This is a genomic window from Gilliamella sp. W8136, assembly GCF_016101285.1.
GTDB classification, from domain to species: domain Bacteria; phylum Pseudomonadota; class Gammaproteobacteria; order Enterobacterales; family Orbaceae; genus Gilliamella; species Gilliamella apicola_N.
Window position 1 is genome coordinate 82,063 of record NZ_JACFQU010000010.1, and the last position, 18,177, is coordinate 100,239.

Sequence of the window (18,177 nt, forward strand, 5' to 3'; positions counted from 1 at the left end):
GCAAGCTAAATAATGGATACAAAATGTCAATTAACTGTAACACTTATTCATTTAATTTTAATGCTAAAAATTAGCATTTATTTAAAATAATGTGATTAAAGATGACGATAATGGTATTAATTGAATTTATCATTGCAAATGATAATTATTGAAATACAAATATTTTGTTTTTATAACTGTTATTGCTTAATATATTGTTGAGTATTTTTGAGATAATTAATACTAAGTTTATTGTCAATTAATATAATAATTTTAATACATTAGGAATTAGGAACCCATGCATATACATTTTATAGTCCACGAAGAATTTGAAGCACCAGGTGCTTATGAGCAATGGGCGAAAATACATCAACATACTATTAGTTATTCGCGGGTTTATCTTGGTGAAGCACTACCTGATAATATCAATCACATTGACTTTTTAATTATCATGGGCGGACCACAATCACCAGCAACAACAAAGCAAGAGTGTGCACATTTTGATTCATTAGCTGAACAAGCAGTCATTTTGTCAGCCATTGAAGCAGGGAAAGTCGTTATCGGTGTTTGCTTAGGTTCACAATTGATTGGTGAGGCATTAGGTGCGACTCATGAACACAGCCCAGAAAAAGAAATTGGCAAATTCCCAATTACATTAACCGAAGTTGGAAAACATCACTCTTTATTTACGCATTTTGGTGATGAATTAGCGGTAGGTCATTGGCACAATGATATGCCGGGATTAACAAAAGATGCACAAATAATTGCGTATAGTGAAGGCTGTCCGCGGCAAATTATTGCTTATGGTAAATTGGTTTATGGTTTTCAGTGTCATTTAGAATTAACACATGAAGTCATTGAAAAACTCATTTCTCATTCGTTAAACGATCTGAATCAAGCTGCAAATTATCGTTTTGTTGATACGCCCGATATGTTACGAAAACATGATTATAGCCAAATGAATTTAAAGCTTTTTGTTTTTCTTGATAAGTTAAGCATTAATTATTTATCACTTATAAAAAAATAATCAATTCAGTGGTTAGGATGGAGTTGTATGCAAAACACTGTTGTAGAAAAACCTAAAAAACGCAGTCAGTTAAGATTAAAATTAGGTAAAGAGTATTTTATCGTTAAGCGTAAATTAGATTGGTGGCGCAACCGCCACGCCTATTGCGTAATAGATAAGAATAATAATACTTGCTGCTATTCTCATAAAAAACATCAATCTGTATTGTTAAGACAACTAAAAGATGTTGATATGTATTTGCAATATAACAAAATCACTAATCTTCGCTTAGCGATTGAACAGATTAACGGTTCGATAATTAAGCCCAATCAACGATTTTCAATTTGGCAAAAAGTGGGGCGGCCGTCTAAAGAACGTGGTTTTTTAGAAGGTCTCTCACTGCATAATGGTCAAATTGGTAAAGATATTGGTGGTGGTTTATGTCAACTTGGCAATTTAATTTACTGGATTGCACTACACTCTGATTTAACAATTATTGAACGGTGGCGACATAGTTTTGATGTTTTTCCTGATGTTAATCGCACTATTCCATTTGCTTGTGGTGCAACATTATCTTATAACTATATAGATTTACAATTGCTCAATAAAACAAATACAACCTACCGACTTAACCTTTGGTTAGATGATGAATACTTACATGGTGAACTGCTAGCCAATACACCACTATCTTATCACTATGAAATATTCGAAACTGATCACGTCATTGAGCAACAATGGTGGGGCGGATACACGAGGCACAATAAGATATGGCAACGTAAAACGCATTTGCTTGATAATCAGATAGAGGAAAATCTTATTAGTGAAAATCATGCAATTATGATGTATACACCTTATTTAACTCAGCAAAACTAAACGTAAAAATCGTACAGCAATTACATTAATTAGATAGTCATCAACTATCTAAATAATAGTTTGTGGACACTAGTAATAGCTCGTATACTTTTAACATAAAAAGTAAAAAACCAATAAATGAAAGGAGCAATTTCATGGCTTATACATTACCCCCTCTACCTTATGCTTATGATGCTTTAGAGCCTTATATTGATACTGAAACCATGCATCTTCATCATGATAAACATCATCAAACTTATGTAAATAACGCTAACGCATTATTAGAATCATTACCTGCTGAAGTTAAAGACTTTTGTCCTGAAACATTATTAAAAAACCTAGATAAAGTCCCATCAGACAAAGTTACTGGCATCAAAAATAATGTTGGTGGTCATGTTAATCACACTCTTTTCTGGGAATTGTTAAAAATCGGAACTGAACTTAAAGGTGAGTTGAAAGCTGCCATAGAAAAAGATTTTGGTTCGATTGATGCATTTAAAGAGAAATTTTCTGCTGCTGCTGCAACCCGTTTTGGTTCAGGTTGGGCGTGGTTAGTACTTAAAAATGGTAAGCTTGAAGTTGTTTCCACCGCTAACCAAGATTCACCAATTATGGGTGAAAAATTTGCGGGTGTATCTGGCACACCAATTTTGGCTCTTGACGTCTGGGAACATGCTTACTATTTGAAATATCAAAACCGTCGTGCTGACTACATTGGGGCATTTTGGAATGTCATTAATTGGGATAAAGTCGCCGAGTTATACGCAGAAGCTAAAAAATAATTTAAATAACTTTATCCAAACTACCTGATAATGACGCCTTGTGCGTCATTATCGTTTTAGAGTAATTATTCTTTACCATTGTGGCTATATTACGTTATTACGTTTAAATTATTTTGTAAAATTTGAACCATTTTTTTATCAATGTTCACCTCTTTTTGATAATGTTACTTTATCCCTCACTTTGTTGGATAAAATTATTGAATCACAATGAACCAAGCCTAAATTGGTAATTGCTAAATTATACTTAAATCCGCTACAATGAATGCTTATTTAAAAATCATAAACTGAGCATCTAATTTAAAACATGTTTGAAATTAATCCGGTTAAATCAAAGATCGCAGAACTTACCGAACGCACTGCTGTGATTCGGGGGTATCTTTGACTATGATCTAAAAAAAGAACGACTAGAAGAAGTCAACGCCGAATTAGAGCAATCTGAAGTCTGGGCTGATCCTGAAAAAGCACAAGCTTTAGGTAAAGAACGAGTAGCACTTGAAGATATCATCAATACCATTAATTCATTAGAGCAAGGACTTGACGATGTCGAAGGTTTACTTGAGCTTGCTATTGAAGCCGAAGATCAAGATACCTTTAATGAAACCAATCTAGAACTTGAACAATTAGAAAAAAAATTAGCAGGCCTTGAGTTCCGCCGTATGTTTTCTGGCGATTACGATAGTGCTGACTGTTATTTAGATATTCAATCAGGTTCAGGCGGTACTGAAGCGCAAGATTGGGCAGAAATGCTACTCAGAATGTATTTGCGTTGGGCCGAATCAAAAGGTTTTACCACCGAAGTTATGGAAGTATCAGATGGTGATGTTGCTGGTATAAAATCAGCAACAATTAAAGTATCTGGCGACTATGCTTATGGTTGGTTGCGCACCGAAACAGGAGTTCATAGGTTAGTACGTAAAAGTCCATTTGATTCAGGTAACCGTCGTCATACATCATTTGCATCTGTCTTTGTCTACCCTGAAATTGATGATAATATTGATATCGATATTAACCCTGCCGATCTTCGTATTGATGTTTATCGTGCATCCGGTGCGGGTGGTCAGCATGTTAATAGAACTGAATCAGCGGTACGTATTACCCATATTCCAACAGGCATTGTAACGCAATGTCAAAATAACCGTTCTCAGCACAGTAATAAAGATCAAGCCATGAAGCAGTTGAAAGCTAAATTGTATGAGCTTGAAATGCAGAAAAAGAATGCCGAAAAACAGCAGATGGAAGACAATAAATCCGATATTGGTTGGGGCAGTCAAATTCGTTCTTATGTCCTTGATGACTCAAGGATTAAAGATTTACGTACTGGTGTAGAAACACGCAATACTCAAGCCGTTTTAGACGGTGATTTAGATCAATTTATTGAAGAAAGCTTAAAAGCAGGTTTATAACCCTGCTTGGTGATAAATAAAAGGTAAAATTATGTCAACACAGCAAGAGCAACAAAATCATATTGAAGAGTTAAATAACGAGCTTGCAATACGTCGTGAAAAGCTTGCACATATTCGCGAGCAAGGTATTGCGTTCCCTAATGACTTTCGCCGTGACGCAATTTCAAGCGATCTTCATCAATTATATGACGATAAAACTAACGAAGAGTTAATTGAAAATAAAATTACCGTTACTGTTGCTGGTCGAATGATGATGCGCCGTATTATGGGGAAAGCATCGTTTGTTTCATTACAAGATGTTGCTGGGCAAATCCAACTTTATGTTACTCGTGATGATCTACCTGAAAACTTTTATAATGAACAATTTAAAAAGTGGGATCTTGGGGATATCATTGGAGCTAAGGGGTATTTGTTTAAAACAAAAACTGGCGAACTGTCAATTCACTGTGAAGAAATTCGTCTGTTAACTAAAGCGCTACGCCCATTACCTGACAAATTCCATGGTCTTGCTGATCAAGAAATGCGTTATCGTCAACGTTACCTAGATCTTATCACTAACCAAGAGTCGCGTAATACCTTTATTGCTCGTTCAAAAGTGGTAACAGAAATTCGTAACTTTATGCTTGAGCATCACTTTATGGAGGTTGAAACGCCAATGATGCAAGTGATCCCTGGTGGCGCTTCGGCTAAACCATTTATCACGCACCATAATGCGCTCGATCTTGATATGTATTTGCGTATTGCCCCTGAACTTTATTTAAAACGTTTGGTAGTGGGTGGTTTTGAACGTGTGTTTGAGATTAACCGAAACTTTCGTAATGAAGGAGTATCGCCAAGACATAATCCAGAATTCACCATGATGGAAATGTATATGGCTTATGCGGATTATAAAGATCTGATTGTTTTAACTGAATCGTTATTCCGTCGTTTAGCCATTGCGGTAACAGGTAATCCTGTTGTGCAATATGGTGATCATACTTTTGATTTTGGAAAACCTTTCATCAAAATGACCATGCGCGAAGCTATTTGTCATTATCGACCAGAAACCAATAATGCCGATTTAGATGATTTTGATAAAGCGTGTGCTATTGCAAAAGCTGTTGGTATCAAAGTTGAAAAAGGTTGGGGTCTTGGTCGTGTTGTTACAGAAATCTTCGAAGAAGTTGCAGAAGCTAACTTAATTCAACCAACATTTATCACTGAATACCCAGCGGAAGTATCACCACTTGCTCGTCGTAACGATGAAAATCCATTTGTTACCGACCGTTTTGAGTTCTTTATTGGTGGACGAGAAATTGGTAACGGATTCTCAGAACTTAATGATGCTGAAGATCAAGCACAACGTTTTGCTGATCAAGTATCACAAAAAGATGCTGGAGATGATGAAGCGATGTTCTATGATGATGATTATATCACTGCACTTGAACATGGCTTACCGCCAACAGCAGGACTTGGTATTGGTATCGATCGCACGGTAATGTTATTTACTAACAGCCATACCATTCGTGACGTAATTTTATTCCCGACCATGCGTCCAATAAAATAAAATTTCTTACCATAATAAACCTCACTTATTATTAGATAGGTGAGGTTTTATACTCAAACGTATAGTTAACCTCAAACTTTTTTACAAGATTATTTTTTATTATAATAAAAAAATTTGATATTAACTTTATTTAGGTATTTCTATCTCATTAAAACATTTAAAATAATTGAGTAAAAATCTTTTATTCATTGCAATTAAATTAAAATATTATTATTTATACCAACTCTAAACTTCACAAAGAACACTTATAGGCTTTCTAAATATTACCCTGAAATCTGATTAGTTAATGGTTAGAGATATAATAATTAGATCGTTATTAATCGGTCTGTTGAGACAACAATAGTTAACATCCCTAATCAATATTGATTAAGTTTTTTTAATGATAATAAAAGAAAAAATTAAGCTAACACCTTTAGTAAAAACTCAAACTATTGCAAAGAACGTCATCACTCACATCAAGTCACGATGGAATTAACAACATTTATAAAATAGTCAGTTATGAGAATAAGAAACCGTTAATGATATTCATCATTAACGGCTTATTAATTTAGATTAACTAATATTGGTCGGTTTAGTGTGATGAGGTAATATTAAATTTAATACAATAGCTAAAATGCCACACAAGCTAATTCCTTGTAGTGCATAAGAGCCAAAATCAAAAATCATTCCACCAATACCAAACACTAACACCAATGAAACAATACACATATTACGAGAATCGGATAGATCCACTTTATGTTTGACTAAAATATTGATGCCAACCGATGCAATTGACCCAAACAGTAGTACCATAATGCCGCCCATAACTACCGTTGGAATGGAGCTTAAAAAAGCGCCAATCTTTCCGACAAAAGACATTAAAATCGCCCAAATTGCAGCCCACGTCATCACTCTTGTTTTAAAATTACGCGTTAACGTTACTGCACCAATTACTTCAGCGTAAGTAATACAAGGCGGTCCCCCCAAAAGTCCAGCAGTTGAGGTTGCGAGTCCATCACCGAACAAAGTACGTTGTAAACCAGGTTCACGGGTATAATCTTTACCTGTAACAGAACTAATTGCCATAATATCACCTACATGTTCAATGGTTGGTGCGATAACAATTGGAATCATATATAAAATAGCTTGCCATTGAAATGTTGGAAACGTGAAATCAGGAACTTTAAACCATGGAGCATCAATAACAGATTGAAAATTGACAATACCAAATAAACACGAAAGCGTATATCCTACGATGATTCCAGCAATGATGGGCACTAATTTAAAAAAACCTTTTGCCCAAATCGCCATAGCTAAAGTAGTAATGAGTGATGCCATTGAAATAATAATTAATTGATAGTTTTCAGCGGGTAAACCACTATCTTTACCCATTGCCATGCCGACTGCGACCGGCGCTAGGGATAAACCAATAACCATAATAATGGGCCCCGTCACTACGGGTGGTAAAATTCGGTTAATTACATTATTTCCATTAATTTTTACTAAAAAAGCAAAAAACATAAACACAAAACCTGCAGCAACTAAACCGCCTAACGTTGCAGGTATTCCCCACTGCGCTACGCCAAATGAAATTGGTGCAATAAAGGCAAAGGAAGAAGCTAAAAATACTGGCACTTTTCCTTTAGTGGTAAGTTGAAACAATAGCGTACCAACACCAGCGGTAAACAGTGCGACATTTGGGTTTAATCCAGTTAATAGAGGAACTAAAACTAATGCACCAAATGCGACAAATAACATTTGAGCTCCGGTAAAAATGTCCTGCCATGAGTGTTTAGACTGGGGGGCTTGATGCTTTACTTCATCTGTTGTGATTTTTGCCACGTTGACAATCTCCTTTTCAACTTAATATGTAGCTCATAAATAATTTAATAATTAATTAACAGGCATAAAAAAACCGGATAAACCGGTCTAAAATTTGAGATTTTATTTGGTGCCAAATATTTTATCGCCAGCATCACCAAGCCCTGGTAAGATGTAGCCTTTATCATTCAGCCTTTCATCAATTGAAGCGGTATAAAGTTCGACATCAGGATGCGCCTGCTCAAGTGTTTTAATGCCTTCGGGAGCTGCAACTAAAACCAATACTTTGATATTTTTACAGCCCGCTTTCTTAAGCAGATCAATAGTTGCAACCATTGAACCACCTGTTGCAAGCATTGGATCAACAACCAAAGCCATTCGTTCTTCAATATCAGAAGTTAATTTTTGGAAATAAGGAACTGGTTCTAATGTTTCTTCATTACGATAAAAACCAACGACGCTAATTCTTGCACTCGGTACATGTTCCAATACTCCATCCATCATACCTAAGCCTGCTCGCAAAATTGGCACTACAGTAATTTTTTTACCTTTAATGCGTTCTACTTGAACAGGACCACACCAACCTTCAATGGTTACCGTTTCGGTTGGAAGATTTGCCGTTGCTTCATAAGTTAATAAGCTGCCTACTTCGCTGGCAAGGTCACGGAAATCTTTTGTGCTAATATCATGTTCACGCATTAAACCAATTTTATGACGAACAAGAGGGTGTTTTACTTCAACAATTTTCATGGGGGGCCTCAGTGTTATTCTTTCAAGACATAATTAGTAGGTATAAATAACCACTGAGCGGTAATTCTAACATAAATCTCATTTTATGAAAACCTGAAATCAATACGAGAACTGTTAGCATAACTATTGAAAATAAAATAAATAAAACTGATTTTAATTCTAAAAATCAGTTTTATTTTGATTTTTTTTTATTAAAATACCTACCACAAAAGGGTATTTTTCTAATTAAATTAAAAAGGAATATTTAAGGATGGATTGGTTTATTGATTGTATTACAAAAAATTATGTAAACTTCAGCGGAAGAGCACGTCGAAAAGAGTATTGGATGTTTAATTTATTTAATATTATTGCTTGCTTTGTTGTAATGCTGCTTGATTCTTTTTTGGAACTTAACAATATATTGATTTTAATATATGTGCTGGCAATATTGCTTCCTTCTTACGCTGTTACTGTACGACGCCTACATGATACAGACAAATCAGGCTGGTGGTTATTGCTGATGTTTGTTCCATTTGGCAATATTATATTACTTATCTTTTGTTTAATAGATTCGACACCGGGACCTAATCAATACGGAGAAAATCCTAAAAGGTTTTAATGTGTCAATGACCTCATTACCAGATGTAATGAGGTTAACTAATTTTTAGTGTTATCTAATATGTTATTAAATACTTTCGTCGTCTAAATAATCAATTAGAAAATCAATTTGTAGAAATACATCATTCATCATAATTAATCCTACACGTAAATTAGCTGTATAGAAATTTTTTCTTTTGGTGCCAACTATGTGCAGGATCACATCAACGTTCGATAGTTACAATCTTAACCGAGGTTTTTGTGGCTGCTTCTGTAGGTGAAGAAGCAACCAACTTAATTAACAAATATCGCAAATTTTTTATGATAAAATCTCGTTCACTCATTAAGCTATTACTATTTCTATGACATTCAAAAAGATATTTTACTTATATAATTTTCATAAGTTTCATTTTATGAAATGATAAAATAAACATAAATATCAATAAAATAAGTATCAATTACAAAAATAATAGGCTTAATGATGAAAATATGTTTTATTATCTTTTTTTTTCATTAAAATAGCTAACTCAAATGTTAGTTTCATTATTTAAATTAAAAAGGAATACATAAGGATGAATTGGTTTATTGATTGTATTACAAAAAATTATGTAAATTTCAACGGAAGAGCTCGTCGGAAAGAGTATTGGATGTTTGTTTTATTTAGTGCTCTTTTATGCATTGTTACAGTAATCATTGATAGGATGATTGGGGGGCCGTACATTGTTACTACGATCTTTTCCTTGGCAATATTCCTTCCTAATTTAGCTGTTACTGTACGACGCTTACATGATACAGATAAATCAGGTTGGTGGGTATTATTACAATTTATTCCATATTTAGGTGGCATTATATTATTTATCTTTTGTTTATTAGATTCGACACCAGGACCTAATCAATACGGTGAAAATCCTAAGGAATTATAATTTGTCAATGACCTCATTACTGAATGTAATGAGGTTAACTCAACTTCAGAGTTATCTACTATTTTATTTAATACTTTCATCGTCTAAACACACAACTAGAAAATCAATTTGTAGAAATACATCATTCATCATAATTAATCCTGCACACCAAATTGGAAGTTTAGAAATTTTTCTTTTAATGCCGACTATTTACAGAATTACATCAACTTTTAATGATTACAATTTTAATCGAGAAATTTGCACTTCTTTCAGTAAGTGAATAGTTAACCAGCTTAATTAACAAATATTAAAATCTTTTGGGCTAATATCATGTTTGTTCATTAAACTAATTCTAATGGCATTCAAAAGCATATTTTATTTAAATAATTTTCATGGAAACCCTGTGCTATTTTTGAAGATATAATGAGCAGGTATAAATAACCATTGATCGATAATACGAATATAAGTATCGCGTTAGAAAAACTCGAAATTAATAAGAGATCTGATAGTATAACTATTGAAAATAAAATAAAAAAATTAATTTTAATGATAAAAATCAGTTTTATTTTGATTTTTTTTTTATTAAAATACCTAGCCCCAAGAGGGTATTTTTCTAATTAAATTAAAAAGGAATGTTTAAGGATGAATTGGTTTATTGATGGTATTACAAAAAATTATGTAAACTTCAGCGGAAGAGCACGTCGAAAAGAGTATTGGATGTTTACTTTATTTAATGTTATTGCTGGCTTTGTTGTAATGTTGCTTGATTCTTTATTAGGACTTAACTATGTATTGACTTTAATATATACGTTGGCAATATTACTCCCTTCTTTAGCTGTTACTGTACGACGCTTACATGATACAGGCAAATCAGGCTGGTGGTTATTGATAGAGTTTGTTCCTTTCGGCAGTATTATATTATTTGTCTTTTGTGTAATAGATTCGACACCAGGACCTAATCAATACGGTGAAAATCCTAAAGGGCTTTAATGTGTCAAATGACCTCATTACTAGATGTAATGAGGTTAACTAAATTTTCGTGTTATCTACTAGGTTATTAAATACTTTCGCCGTCTAAAAACTCAACAGGCAAATCAATTACATTCTGATCAATCTGTTCACCATTAATACATTTCAATAACATGTCGGCTGATTTCTGACCGATTTCAATTCTCGGTGTCAAAATAGAAGCTAATTTCGGCGTGACGACTTGCCCAACATCATGTCCATGAAAACCAGCAATAGCTAGTTGTTCAGGTACTTTAATACCTAACCGTTGACATTCAAACAATACCCCAAGTGCTAAATCATCGTTAGTACTAAAAACACCATCAATTTGTGGATACTCTTTCAATGCTTGATGAAGTAAGTACTTACCTAATGAATAAGACGAAGATTCTTTTGTCGCAAAAGTTTTGGTAGACAGTCCTGCGTCTCGCATGGCTTGTTCATAACCTTGCTGGCGAATAATGCTTCTATCATCCTGACGCGCACTAAAATAAGCGATATGTTTATGACCTTTCTTAATCATGCGATTAACCATATTTTTAGTTACTTCATAATTATCAAAACCAACAGCCATATCAATACAAGGCGAAACACTATCCATAATTTCAACTACAGGTACACCTGATATTTCAATCATCTTTCGTGTTGCAGCGGTATGAGTTCGCTCAGTTAGTATCAATCCATCAATATTATAAGCTAGTAACGATCGCAAGCGCATTTCTTCTTTTTCAGGATTATATCCTGTGTGTGCAATCATGGTTTGATAACCATGTTTATCTGTTACAAGTTCGATGCCTTTCAATACATCAGCAAATACCTGATTGGTCAATGATGGTAATAAGACACCAATCGCATTACTTTTTGCATTAGACAGCATATCTGGCGCTTTATTAGGGATATAGCCAAGTTCATCTATTGCTGCTGATATTTGTAACTGAAGTGGTTTTGATACAAGATTAGGATCACGTAAAAAACGGCTTACTGTCATTTTACTAATACCAATAAAATCAGCTATTTCCTGCAAACCTGTCCGACGCTTTTTTATACTAACCATGTTTTTTTATGCTACTCATTAATATTTTCCAAAAGCACAGGTTGCCAATTTATTGGTGTTTTTCCTTGTTGCCGAATAAGATCGTTCGCTTTTGAAAAATGCTTACAACCAAAAAAACCACGATGTGCAGACAATGGCGATGGATGAACGGAAGTTAAAACATGATGTTTTTGACGATCAATAAATTGACCTTTTTTCTGCGCAGGTGATCCCCATAACAAAAAAACCACCCCTTCAAGGTATTTATCGATTGCAGCGATTACGTGATCGGTAAATGTTTCCCAACCTATTTTCGCGTGTGAATGAGCCTGGCCGGCCTCAACAGTTAATACATTGTTCAACAATAATACGCCTTGCGTTGCCCAAGAGGCAAGGTAACCATGAGAAGGAATTTTAAATCCTTCAATATCAGTTGAGAGTTCTTTATAAATATTTAATAAAGAAGGTGGTGGTTTTATACCTGGTAACACTGAAAATGAAAGACCATGCGCTTGATTAGGGCCATGATAAGGATCTTGCCCTAAAATCACCACTTTAATTTCATTAAATGGAGTAAAACGAAAAGCATTAAAAACATCGTGCTGAGGAGGATAAATAATCTTCCCTTCAGCACGTTGTGATGCGACAAATTGCATTATCTGTTGAAAATAAGGTTTTTCTTTCTCAGATCCAATGACATCATGCCATGTTAATTGATTAGTCATACAATACCTATATTATTTTATGGCTCAACAACATTATTTACTGGTTGCAATAATTATACCTAAAAATAATAATAAGCCTATTGCTAATCAATTTTATGCAATTTAAATAAAGACTCTTAAATATTCCGTTAAACATAAAATCGCCATAGATTGTCCGTATGGCATTGATGTTAGTGGAATATTTTTATAATACTCCAGATCGTTACCCATTGCCGTTCCAAATGAAACATTTAAGAGTGTACCTTTATCATTAATGTTTGCCATTACACCTTTAATTGCTTTTTCAGCAATAACTTTGTAATCATCAGATATATAACGTTTTCTTATTGATTTTAATATTCCATAGGCAAAACCTGCAGTTGCTGATGTTTCCAAATACGAGTTAGCATCATCAATAATGGTATGCCATAAACCACTTTCATCTTGATATTTGGCTAATGCTTCCACTTGAGCATTTAAAACTTCAATCAACATTTTACCAATAGGGTCATGTTCCTGAAGATCAAGTAGTTCAATAAATTCAGGAATCACTATGGTTAACCAGCTGTTTCCTCTGGCCCATCTTGCTTTAGCAAAATTATGATTACCTTCAAAAGTCCATCCATGGAACCAAAGACCTGTTTGACGATCCATTAAATATTGAATGTGAATTAATATTTGATAAATTGCTTCTTGAATGTATTGAGGTTTATTGAGTAATTTACCAATTTTGGCAATAGGTAATACGCTCATCATCAATGTATCATCCCAGAGTTGTTGATGATTTTCATTGTTATAAACGATATGTTGTAAACCTTTAAATTTAGTTCGAGGCATCTCATACATTACCCAATCTGCCCAGCGTTCTAAATATGGTAGAAAAACTGGATTTTTAGTTTCTTCATAACGGTAAGCTAATGTTAGAAATGGACATACAGTATTTACATTTTTAGTTGGTGTACCCTCAGATAAACGTCGCTTAAACCAATTATCAATAATGTCTAACGTAGTCTTATCGCCAGTCTGTTGATAAAATTGGTACATACCATAAAGACCAATGCCATGAGTCCATTCCCATCCATCCCAACCTTTAGTATCAATAATTCGTCCATCGTCCAAGCGCAATAAAAATTCACCTGTTTCATCCTTTATATTAATTAAATTATTTATAATGTTGTGAATTAATTCTTGCAACTCAGTTCTAGAAATTAAGTACTCAGGTTTACAGAGCAATTTACTATGTTTTACAGGAAATATTTGCATCTCTTCTCATCCTTTGATTAAATTTATATAAAAACAACTAACACTCATTTATTTAGCTTTATAACCAATATTATTATTGCCCCAAAGTTTGGCAACTGGCATTCCAGTCAACATTTCAACAATAGGTTTACCTTTATCACTAATTCTTTTTTCTGAATTTGTTCCAATTCCTTTTATATTATTAATTTCATCAATTAATATTTTGTGAGTTTTCAAATTAAGTTTAAATTTTAATGAAATCAAAAAACCTAAAGTTAAAACAAAGATAGTTCCAACGACTAATAAGATTAAAATAGCTTGTGATACCGCTGGTGGTTGCTCATTTTGCCCTTTGACAAACCCTGAGTATTGTAAACAAATACCAATTAACATTACCGCTCCTGCTTGAGAAGCTTTCCGTGTAAAAGTCATTACACCGGCAAAAATTCCTTCGCGACGTTTACCAGTAATAATTTCATCCACATCAGATATATAAGTATAGATATTCCAAGGGACATAGTTGATACCTCCGCGTCCCAATCCAGCTATCGCAGATACAGTAACTAATAGTGTATGAATATTACTTAAGTTGTAATACCAAATCACACCATAAGCTAAGCAACTAATACCAAAAATGGTGATAACACCGCGATATGCAGGTGCTGGTCCATATTTAATACATAACGGCATCATTCCTAATACCGCAACAAACTGTGTTATGGACATAGTACCAACTAGCATAGATGCAACTGTTGGTTCTTGTAATAACACAAAAATCACATAGTAAGTAAATACTGCATTAAAAACATCTTGTGCAATATATCCCCCTAAATACATACCTAAATGCTGTCTGAAAATTTTGATTTTAAATGTAGATAGGAGTTCAATAATTAAATGACGAATACTTTCTTTGAATGATAATGAAGCGGCTTCTTGTTCAGCTTGTAAAGCTTCTTTAGATTTAAGTTCTTTTGGTCTTTCCCAAGTAAATAAGTACACCATACAAAGAGCAAAAGAGCATAAAATGGAAAATACTAAGCTGGCGTAAAAAAACGATATAGCATTATCTTTCCCAAAATAAGTAAGTAATACGCCCGGTAAAAAACCCGCCAAAATTGCAGACAATTGCGCCATAGATATACGCGCACCAGAAAATTTTGTCTTTTGCTTAAAATCATCAGTCATTTCTGGAACAAGCGTTTCGTAAGGAACAAGAACCATGGTGTAAACCATATCAAAGAAGAGATAAGTTAATAAGTAATAGATATAGCTCATACCTGGAGCCCACATTACGCTATAACTAAAAATGAGAGGGATACCGAGTAGTATAAAAAATTTACGGCGACCAAAACGCTGACCTAAGCGAGTTCGACCAAAATTATCCGTTAAATATCCCATTAATGGACTAATTACGGCATCAAGTACTCTAGCTGCAGCAAAAATAAATGTTGCTTCAATAGGGGTTAAATCACAGAAATTGGTATAAAAATATAATAACCATACCGCAGTTAATGCAGTGGTTCCTGCACCTAAAAAATCACCGCCACCATAAGCTAAGTAATTTTTTAATCCTATTACTCTATTTTTCATATTTACCCCACACATTTTTCCAACTTATCCCAAAAAAGAAGTATCACTTCTAGATTGATCCTAGTTGTAGTCTATGGTGAGAGAATTTCTTAAACTTTAACGTGAATGCCAACTTTTTATAAAAGTGGCAAAAATTTAAAAGTCGGCGTGATTTTTATCACAAATATCTTATTTTCTTCAAAATATTTTTATTTTTAAAAAAAATTTATGAAACAATAATTTAAAATTTATTTTAATTAAGTTGTGGGTATTTATATGACTGTTCCAAAAGTTGCTATTCTATTAGCAGAGGGTTTTGAGGAAGCTGAAGCAATCATTATTTATAACGCGCTTTGTCGTCTCAAAATTGAAGTTCATTTATTAGCATGCCAAAATCAGATTATAGTCACGAGTTATCATAATATTGAAATGAAAGCACATGCGTTACTTATGGAAAAACAATCAACTCTTTATGATGCTATCATTTTGCCGGGTGGGCCTGACGGAACGATCAATTTAGGTAAGAATCCCGACGTAATTCAATTTATTCAATCACACGATGCTGCTGGTAAATGGATCTGTCCAATCTGCTCTGCTGCCGTAAAAGTATTAAATAAAAACAATTTACTCAAAGGCAGAAAGTACGTATGCTCCGGTGATTTGTATAAATATGCTCATGACGGTGTTTTCGTTGATCAAAATATCGTTTTAGATAAAAATCTTTTTAGTGGTAAAGGTCTCGGTATGGCATTTAAATTTGCTTTTACACTTGGAGAATTGCTTAATATAGATAAAAAAGAGGTTAAATTTCAAGCTGAACATATTTATATCTCTTATTGATCATATTAATTTTTGGAGTTTTAATTGTTGCTGTATCTTTTAAATTTCCTCAAAAAAGCTCCATCTAAATTACACAATAAATTTTAAAAGATTTAAATAGTTGCTTGTAAGCATTGCAATTACAGTGAAAAAGCTAAACAAAGGTATTACTTATTGAATTGATAGTTCTTTTTGACTTTAATCAAATTTTGAAAGTGCTATATTAACCTATAATTAATAAGGGCAATAAGGCCCGTTAGGAGGATTTAAAAATGATTACAGGTATCCAAATTACTAAAGCTGACAATGCTGCACTACTTAACTCTTTTTGGTTATTAGATGATTCAACAAAAGAAGCTCGTTGTGTAGCTGCTAAATCTGTTTATAAAGAAGATCAAATTATTCCAACTGCTGAATTAGGTCAATTTGAATATCGTGAAGTACCTTTAGATGTAGCACCAACAATCAAAGTTGAAGGTGGTCAACATTTAAATGTGAACGTTCTTCGTCGTGAAACCTTGGAAGATGCAGTAAAACATCCGGAAAAATATCCACAATTAACTATTCGTGTTTCTGGTTATGCTGTACGTTTTAATTCTTTAACAGCAGAACAACAACGTGATGTTATTGCACGTACTTTTACTACAAAAATGTAATTAGTATTAATATTATTTGTGCCTAATAATAATTAACATAAAAAGGATAATGAAAATTATCCTTTTTTTTATCGAAAAGATCATTTATTTATACAATTATTAAATAACTTAATAATCCCAGTTTTAAGTCAAAAATAAAAAATCCCCCCATTATCTGATCAAAGCAAATTGATAAGATTAAACGCCAAAAATCAAAATTGTTAAAAAATCATCACAATAAATTATATTTTAATCTAATAAATTAATTAATGCTGATATATCAGCTCGCTCCATATAATTAACATTTACATAAGCAAAATGAATTTTTTTATCCTGACCAATTAAGTAAGTTGCAGGTATAGGTAATTTATAACTATCATCACCATTAAAATCAGGTAAATAAGCCCCCAAACACTTGTATAGTTCTCTAACATTTTCTGGTAATGTAAAAACTAAACCAAATTTATTAGCGACCTGATTTTCAACATCAGATAATATATTAATTGATAGCGATTTTTCTTTTTTTAATTGTGCACTAATTTCAGATTTTTGTGGTGAAATGGCAATAAAATGCATATTTTTTTCTTGTTGGATCAATTTTAAATTATTTTCGAAATGTTCTAATTCTTTGACACAAAATGGGCACCAACTACCACGAAAAAAACTAATTACAACTGGTTTATTTTCAAGTAATTTATATAAATTAACCGGCTAATTCTCGGTTGATATTAATGAAAAATTTGGTGCAATATCTCCATGTTGCAAAGCATGATTATCTAATTTTTTGCTTAACATATCTGATAATGAACTCTCCATGATATTTAACATATCTTGAGGTAATTGTTTAATTAAATCTTGTTTTAATAATTCTAACTCTTCAATTGTTTTCATTAAGTAATATCCTTTGTTAATACATTTTCATAAATTTGACTCAATACTTTTTTAAATATAGCAACATCATTATCAGATAAATTGTTCGTTATTTTTTCAATCCATAAACTATGCTGTTTCAATGTTTCCGTTAATAAGACAGTACCTGCAGAAGTTAAAGAAACCAAAGTAATTCTTTTATCTTTTTGATCGTTTCTTTTTGATATTAACTTCTTATTAAATAATGAACTAATGAGAGTAGTTGTAGAAGCTTTAGTTATTCCTAGATGTTTTGCAATTTCTTGTAAAGATAATTCTTGATATTCTTGTAATAAAACTAAAATAATTAACCGACTTTCTGAAAGGTGAAATTGTTGCAGACGCTTAGAACATTCAATATCAATCAAACTAGACACTGATAACAAAGTAAAGCATGTCCGAATTTTTTCTAAATTAATAGTATTTTCTTTTTTCAAAATATTACAAAAAGATAAATATCGATTTTCTAGTTGCATATATAAATTTCACAAATTAGTTAGCGCCCTTACTATTTTTGTATGCTAAATAAAGTATGGTTTAATGTCAAACATTTGTTTTAAAGATTGGATGTGCAGGAAAGGGAAAAGATAAAAATTACAATATGACTAAGACAATAACAAAATCGAGCCTTAATGGCTCGATTGCATTATTATTAATTAATA

Annotated in this window: 18 protein-coding genes and 1 pseudogene; 10 read left to right on the plus strand and 9 right to left on the minus strand. The window is 32.9% G+C overall.

The window, feature by feature from the left end; genetic code table 11:
• Positions 1–277: 277 nt before the first annotated feature.
• The 5 genes from H3T96_RS08165 to lysS all read left to right on the plus strand — a co-directional run bounded on the left by H3T96_RS08165 (position 278) and on the right by lysS (position 5,568).
• Positions 278–1,006: a type 1 glutamine amidotransferase gene (locus tag H3T96_RS08165; RefSeq protein ID WP_039128322.1), complete on the plus strand. Its 729-nt coding sequence runs from the start codon at positions 278–280 to the stop codon at positions 1,004–1,006.
• Between the two features lie 27 nt (positions 1,007–1,033).
• Positions 1,034–1,858: a VanW family protein gene (locus tag H3T96_RS08170; protein ID WP_144092071.1), complete on the plus strand. Its 825-nt coding sequence runs from the start codon at positions 1,034–1,036 to the stop codon at positions 1,856–1,858.
• 134 nt (positions 1,859–1,992) lie between these two features.
• The gene (locus tag H3T96_RS08175) at positions 1,993–2,619 is read left to right on the plus strand and encodes a Fe-Mn family superoxide dismutase (protein ID WP_065738203.1); all 627 of its coding nucleotides are present in this window, start codon (positions 1,993–1,995) and stop codon (positions 2,617–2,619) included.
• Between the two features lie 304 nt (positions 2,620–2,923).
• Positions 2,924–4,022 (plus strand): peptide chain release factor 2 gene (gene prfB, locus H3T96_RS08180; protein ID WP_143422390.1). Its coding sequence is split into 2 segments (ribosomal slippage): positions 2,924–2,998 and positions 3,000–4,022, totalling 1,098 coding nucleotides; the frame shifts between segments, so codons are not numbered across the junction.
• Positions 4,023–4,053: 31 nt separating this feature from the next.
• Positions 4,054–5,568, plus strand: a complete 1,515-nt coding sequence (lysS, locus tag H3T96_RS08185; RefSeq protein ID WP_144092069.1) for a lysine--tRNA ligase — start codon at positions 4,054–4,056, stop codon at positions 5,566–5,568.
• Positions 5,569–6,120: 552 nt separating this feature from the next.
• Here the strand turns inward: lysS and H3T96_RS08190 are convergent.
• Together H3T96_RS08190 and upp are read right to left on the minus strand one after the other, a co-directional pair.
• Positions 6,121–7,380 carry a uracil-xanthine permease family protein gene (locus H3T96_RS08190; protein WP_370528797.1) on the minus strand — a complete coding sequence of 420 codons (1,260 nt, stop codon included), beginning with the start codon at positions 7,378–7,380 and terminating at the stop codon, positions 6,121–6,123.
• A 111-nt stretch (positions 7,381–7,491) separates the two neighbouring features.
• Positions 7,492–8,118 (minus strand): uracil phosphoribosyltransferase, encoded by a 627-nt coding sequence (upp, locus tag H3T96_RS08195; protein WP_025314320.1) that lies wholly within the window; start codon positions 8,116–8,118, stop codon positions 7,492–7,494.
• 250 nt (positions 8,119–8,368) lie between these two features.
• Between upp and H3T96_RS08200 the strand changes: the two genes are divergently transcribed.
• The 3 genes from H3T96_RS08200 to H3T96_RS08210 all read left to right on the plus strand — a co-directional run bounded on the left by H3T96_RS08200 (position 8,369) and on the right by H3T96_RS08210 (position 10,586).
• Positions 8,369–8,716, plus strand: coding sequence for a DUF805 domain-containing protein (locus H3T96_RS08200; protein ID WP_144092066.1), 348 nt, complete (start codon positions 8,369–8,371; stop codon positions 8,714–8,716).
• A 550-nt stretch (positions 8,717–9,266) separates the two neighbouring features.
• Positions 9,267–9,617 (plus strand): DUF805 domain-containing protein, encoded by a 351-nt coding sequence (locus H3T96_RS08205; RefSeq protein WP_086326273.1) that lies wholly within the window; start codon positions 9,267–9,269, stop codon positions 9,615–9,617.
• 621 nt (positions 9,618–10,238) lie between these two features.
• Positions 10,239–10,586 carry a DUF805 domain-containing protein gene (locus H3T96_RS08210; RefSeq protein WP_086326274.1) on the plus strand — a complete coding sequence of 116 codons (348 nt, stop codon included), beginning with the start codon at positions 10,239–10,241 and terminating at the stop codon, positions 10,584–10,586.
• A 67-nt stretch (positions 10,587–10,653) separates the two neighbouring features.
• Here H3T96_RS08210 and gntR read toward each other — a convergent pair whose 3' ends face one another.
• The 4 genes from gntR to H3T96_RS08230 all read right to left on the minus strand — a co-directional run bounded on the left by gntR (position 10,654) and on the right by H3T96_RS08230 (position 15,173).
• Positions 10,654–11,649, minus strand: coding sequence for a gluconate operon transcriptional repressor GntR (gene gntR, locus H3T96_RS08215; RefSeq protein WP_144092142.1), 996 nt, complete (start codon positions 11,647–11,649; stop codon positions 10,654–10,656).
• Positions 11,650–11,669: 20 nt separating this feature from the next.
• Positions 11,670–12,362: a uracil-DNA glycosylase gene (gene ung, locus H3T96_RS08220; RefSeq protein WP_086326275.1), complete on the minus strand. Its 693-nt coding sequence runs from the start codon at positions 12,360–12,362 to the stop codon at positions 11,670–11,672.
• A gap of 102 nt (positions 12,363–12,464) precedes the next feature.
• Complete coding sequence (locus tag H3T96_RS08225) at positions 12,465–13,604, minus strand: glycoside hydrolase family 105 protein (protein WP_086326276.1); 1,140 nt, start codon at positions 13,602–13,604, stop codon at positions 12,465–12,467.
• A gap of 48 nt (positions 13,605–13,652) precedes the next feature.
• The gene (locus H3T96_RS08230) at positions 13,653–15,173 is read right to left on the minus strand and encodes an MFS transporter (RefSeq protein ID WP_086326277.1); all 1,521 of its coding nucleotides are present in this window, start codon (positions 15,171–15,173) and stop codon (positions 13,653–13,655) included.
• 255 nt (positions 15,174–15,428) lie between these two features.
• Between H3T96_RS08230 and H3T96_RS08235 the strand changes: the two genes are divergently transcribed.
• Together H3T96_RS08235 and grcA are read left to right on the plus strand one after the other, a co-directional pair.
• Positions 15,429–15,992, plus strand: coding sequence for a DJ-1/PfpI family protein (locus tag H3T96_RS08235; RefSeq protein ID WP_144092064.1), 564 nt, complete (start codon positions 15,429–15,431; stop codon positions 15,990–15,992).
• Between the two features lie 251 nt (positions 15,993–16,243).
• Positions 16,244–16,627, plus strand: a complete 384-nt coding sequence (gene grcA, locus H3T96_RS08240) for an autonomous glycyl radical cofactor GrcA (RefSeq protein ID WP_025314317.1) — start codon at positions 16,244–16,246, stop codon at positions 16,625–16,627.
• Positions 16,628–16,855: 228 nt separating this feature from the next.
• Here the strand turns inward: grcA and H3T96_RS08245 are convergent.
• The 3 genes and pseudogenes from H3T96_RS08245 to H3T96_RS08255 all read right to left on the minus strand — a co-directional run.
• Positions 16,856–17,302: pseudogene (locus tag H3T96_RS08245) on the minus strand (peroxiredoxin-like family protein); the annotation flags it as partial.
• A gap of 15 nt (positions 17,303–17,317) precedes the next feature.
• Positions 17,318–17,497 carry a hypothetical protein gene (locus H3T96_RS08250; RefSeq protein WP_086326016.1) on the minus strand — a complete coding sequence of 60 codons (180 nt, stop codon included), beginning with the start codon at positions 17,495–17,497 and terminating at the stop codon, positions 17,318–17,320.
• Positions 17,497–17,991 (minus strand): MarR family winged helix-turn-helix transcriptional regulator, encoded by a 495-nt coding sequence (locus tag H3T96_RS08255; protein ID WP_086326015.1) that lies wholly within the window; start codon positions 17,989–17,991, stop codon positions 17,497–17,499. The genes H3T96_RS08250 and H3T96_RS08255 overlap by 1 nt, the downstream gene beginning before the upstream one ends.
• Positions 17,992–18,177 lie beyond the last annotated feature (186 nt).

Coding starts and splice junctions, on each gene's coding strand:
- H3T96_RS08225 (WP_086326276.1), bottom strand. CDS start 13,604: ATGCAAATATTTCCTGTAAAACATAGTAAATTGCTCTGTAAACCTGAG.
- H3T96_RS08200 (WP_144092066.1), top strand. CDS start 8,369: ATGGATTGGTTTATTGATTGTATTACAAAAAATTATGTAAACTTCAGC.
- H3T96_RS08210 (WP_086326274.1), top strand. CDS start 10,239: ATGAATTGGTTTATTGATGGTATTACAAAAAATTATGTAAACTTCAGC.
- H3T96_RS08255 (WP_086326015.1), bottom strand. CDS start 17,991: ATGCAACTAGAAAATCGATATTTATCTTTTTGTAATATTTTGAAAAAA.
- H3T96_RS08230 (WP_086326277.1), bottom strand. CDS start 15,173: ATGAAAAATAGAGTAATAGGATTAAAAAATTACTTAGCTTATGGTGGC.
- H3T96_RS08250 (WP_086326016.1), bottom strand. CDS start 17,497: ATGAAAACAATTGAAGAGTTAGAATTATTAAAACAAGATTTAATTAAA.
- H3T96_RS08235 (WP_144092064.1), top strand. CDS start 15,429: ATGACTGTTCCAAAAGTTGCTATTCTATTAGCAGAGGGTTTTGAGGAA.
- lysS (WP_144092069.1), top strand. CDS start 4,054: ATGTCAACACAGCAAGAGCAACAAAATCATATTGAAGAGTTAAATAAC.
- H3T96_RS08175 (WP_065738203.1), top strand. CDS start 1,993: ATGGCTTATACATTACCCCCTCTACCTTATGCTTATGATGCTTTAGAG.
- H3T96_RS08165 (WP_039128322.1), top strand. CDS start 278: ATGCATATACATTTTATAGTCCACGAAGAATTTGAAGCACCAGGTGCT.
- grcA (WP_025314317.1), top strand. CDS start 16,244: ATGATTACAGGTATCCAAATTACTAAAGCTGACAATGCTGCACTACTT.
- ung (WP_086326275.1), bottom strand. CDS start 12,362: ATGACTAATCAATTAACATGGCATGATGTCATTGGATCTGAGAAAGAA.
- H3T96_RS08205 (WP_086326273.1), top strand. CDS start 9,267: ATGAATTGGTTTATTGATTGTATTACAAAAAATTATGTAAATTTCAAC.
- upp (WP_025314320.1), bottom strand. CDS start 8,118: ATGAAAATTGTTGAAGTAAAACACCCTCTTGTTCGTCATAAAATTGGT.
- H3T96_RS08170 (WP_144092071.1), top strand. CDS start 1,034: ATGCAAAACACTGTTGTAGAAAAACCTAAAAAACGCAGTCAGTTAAGA.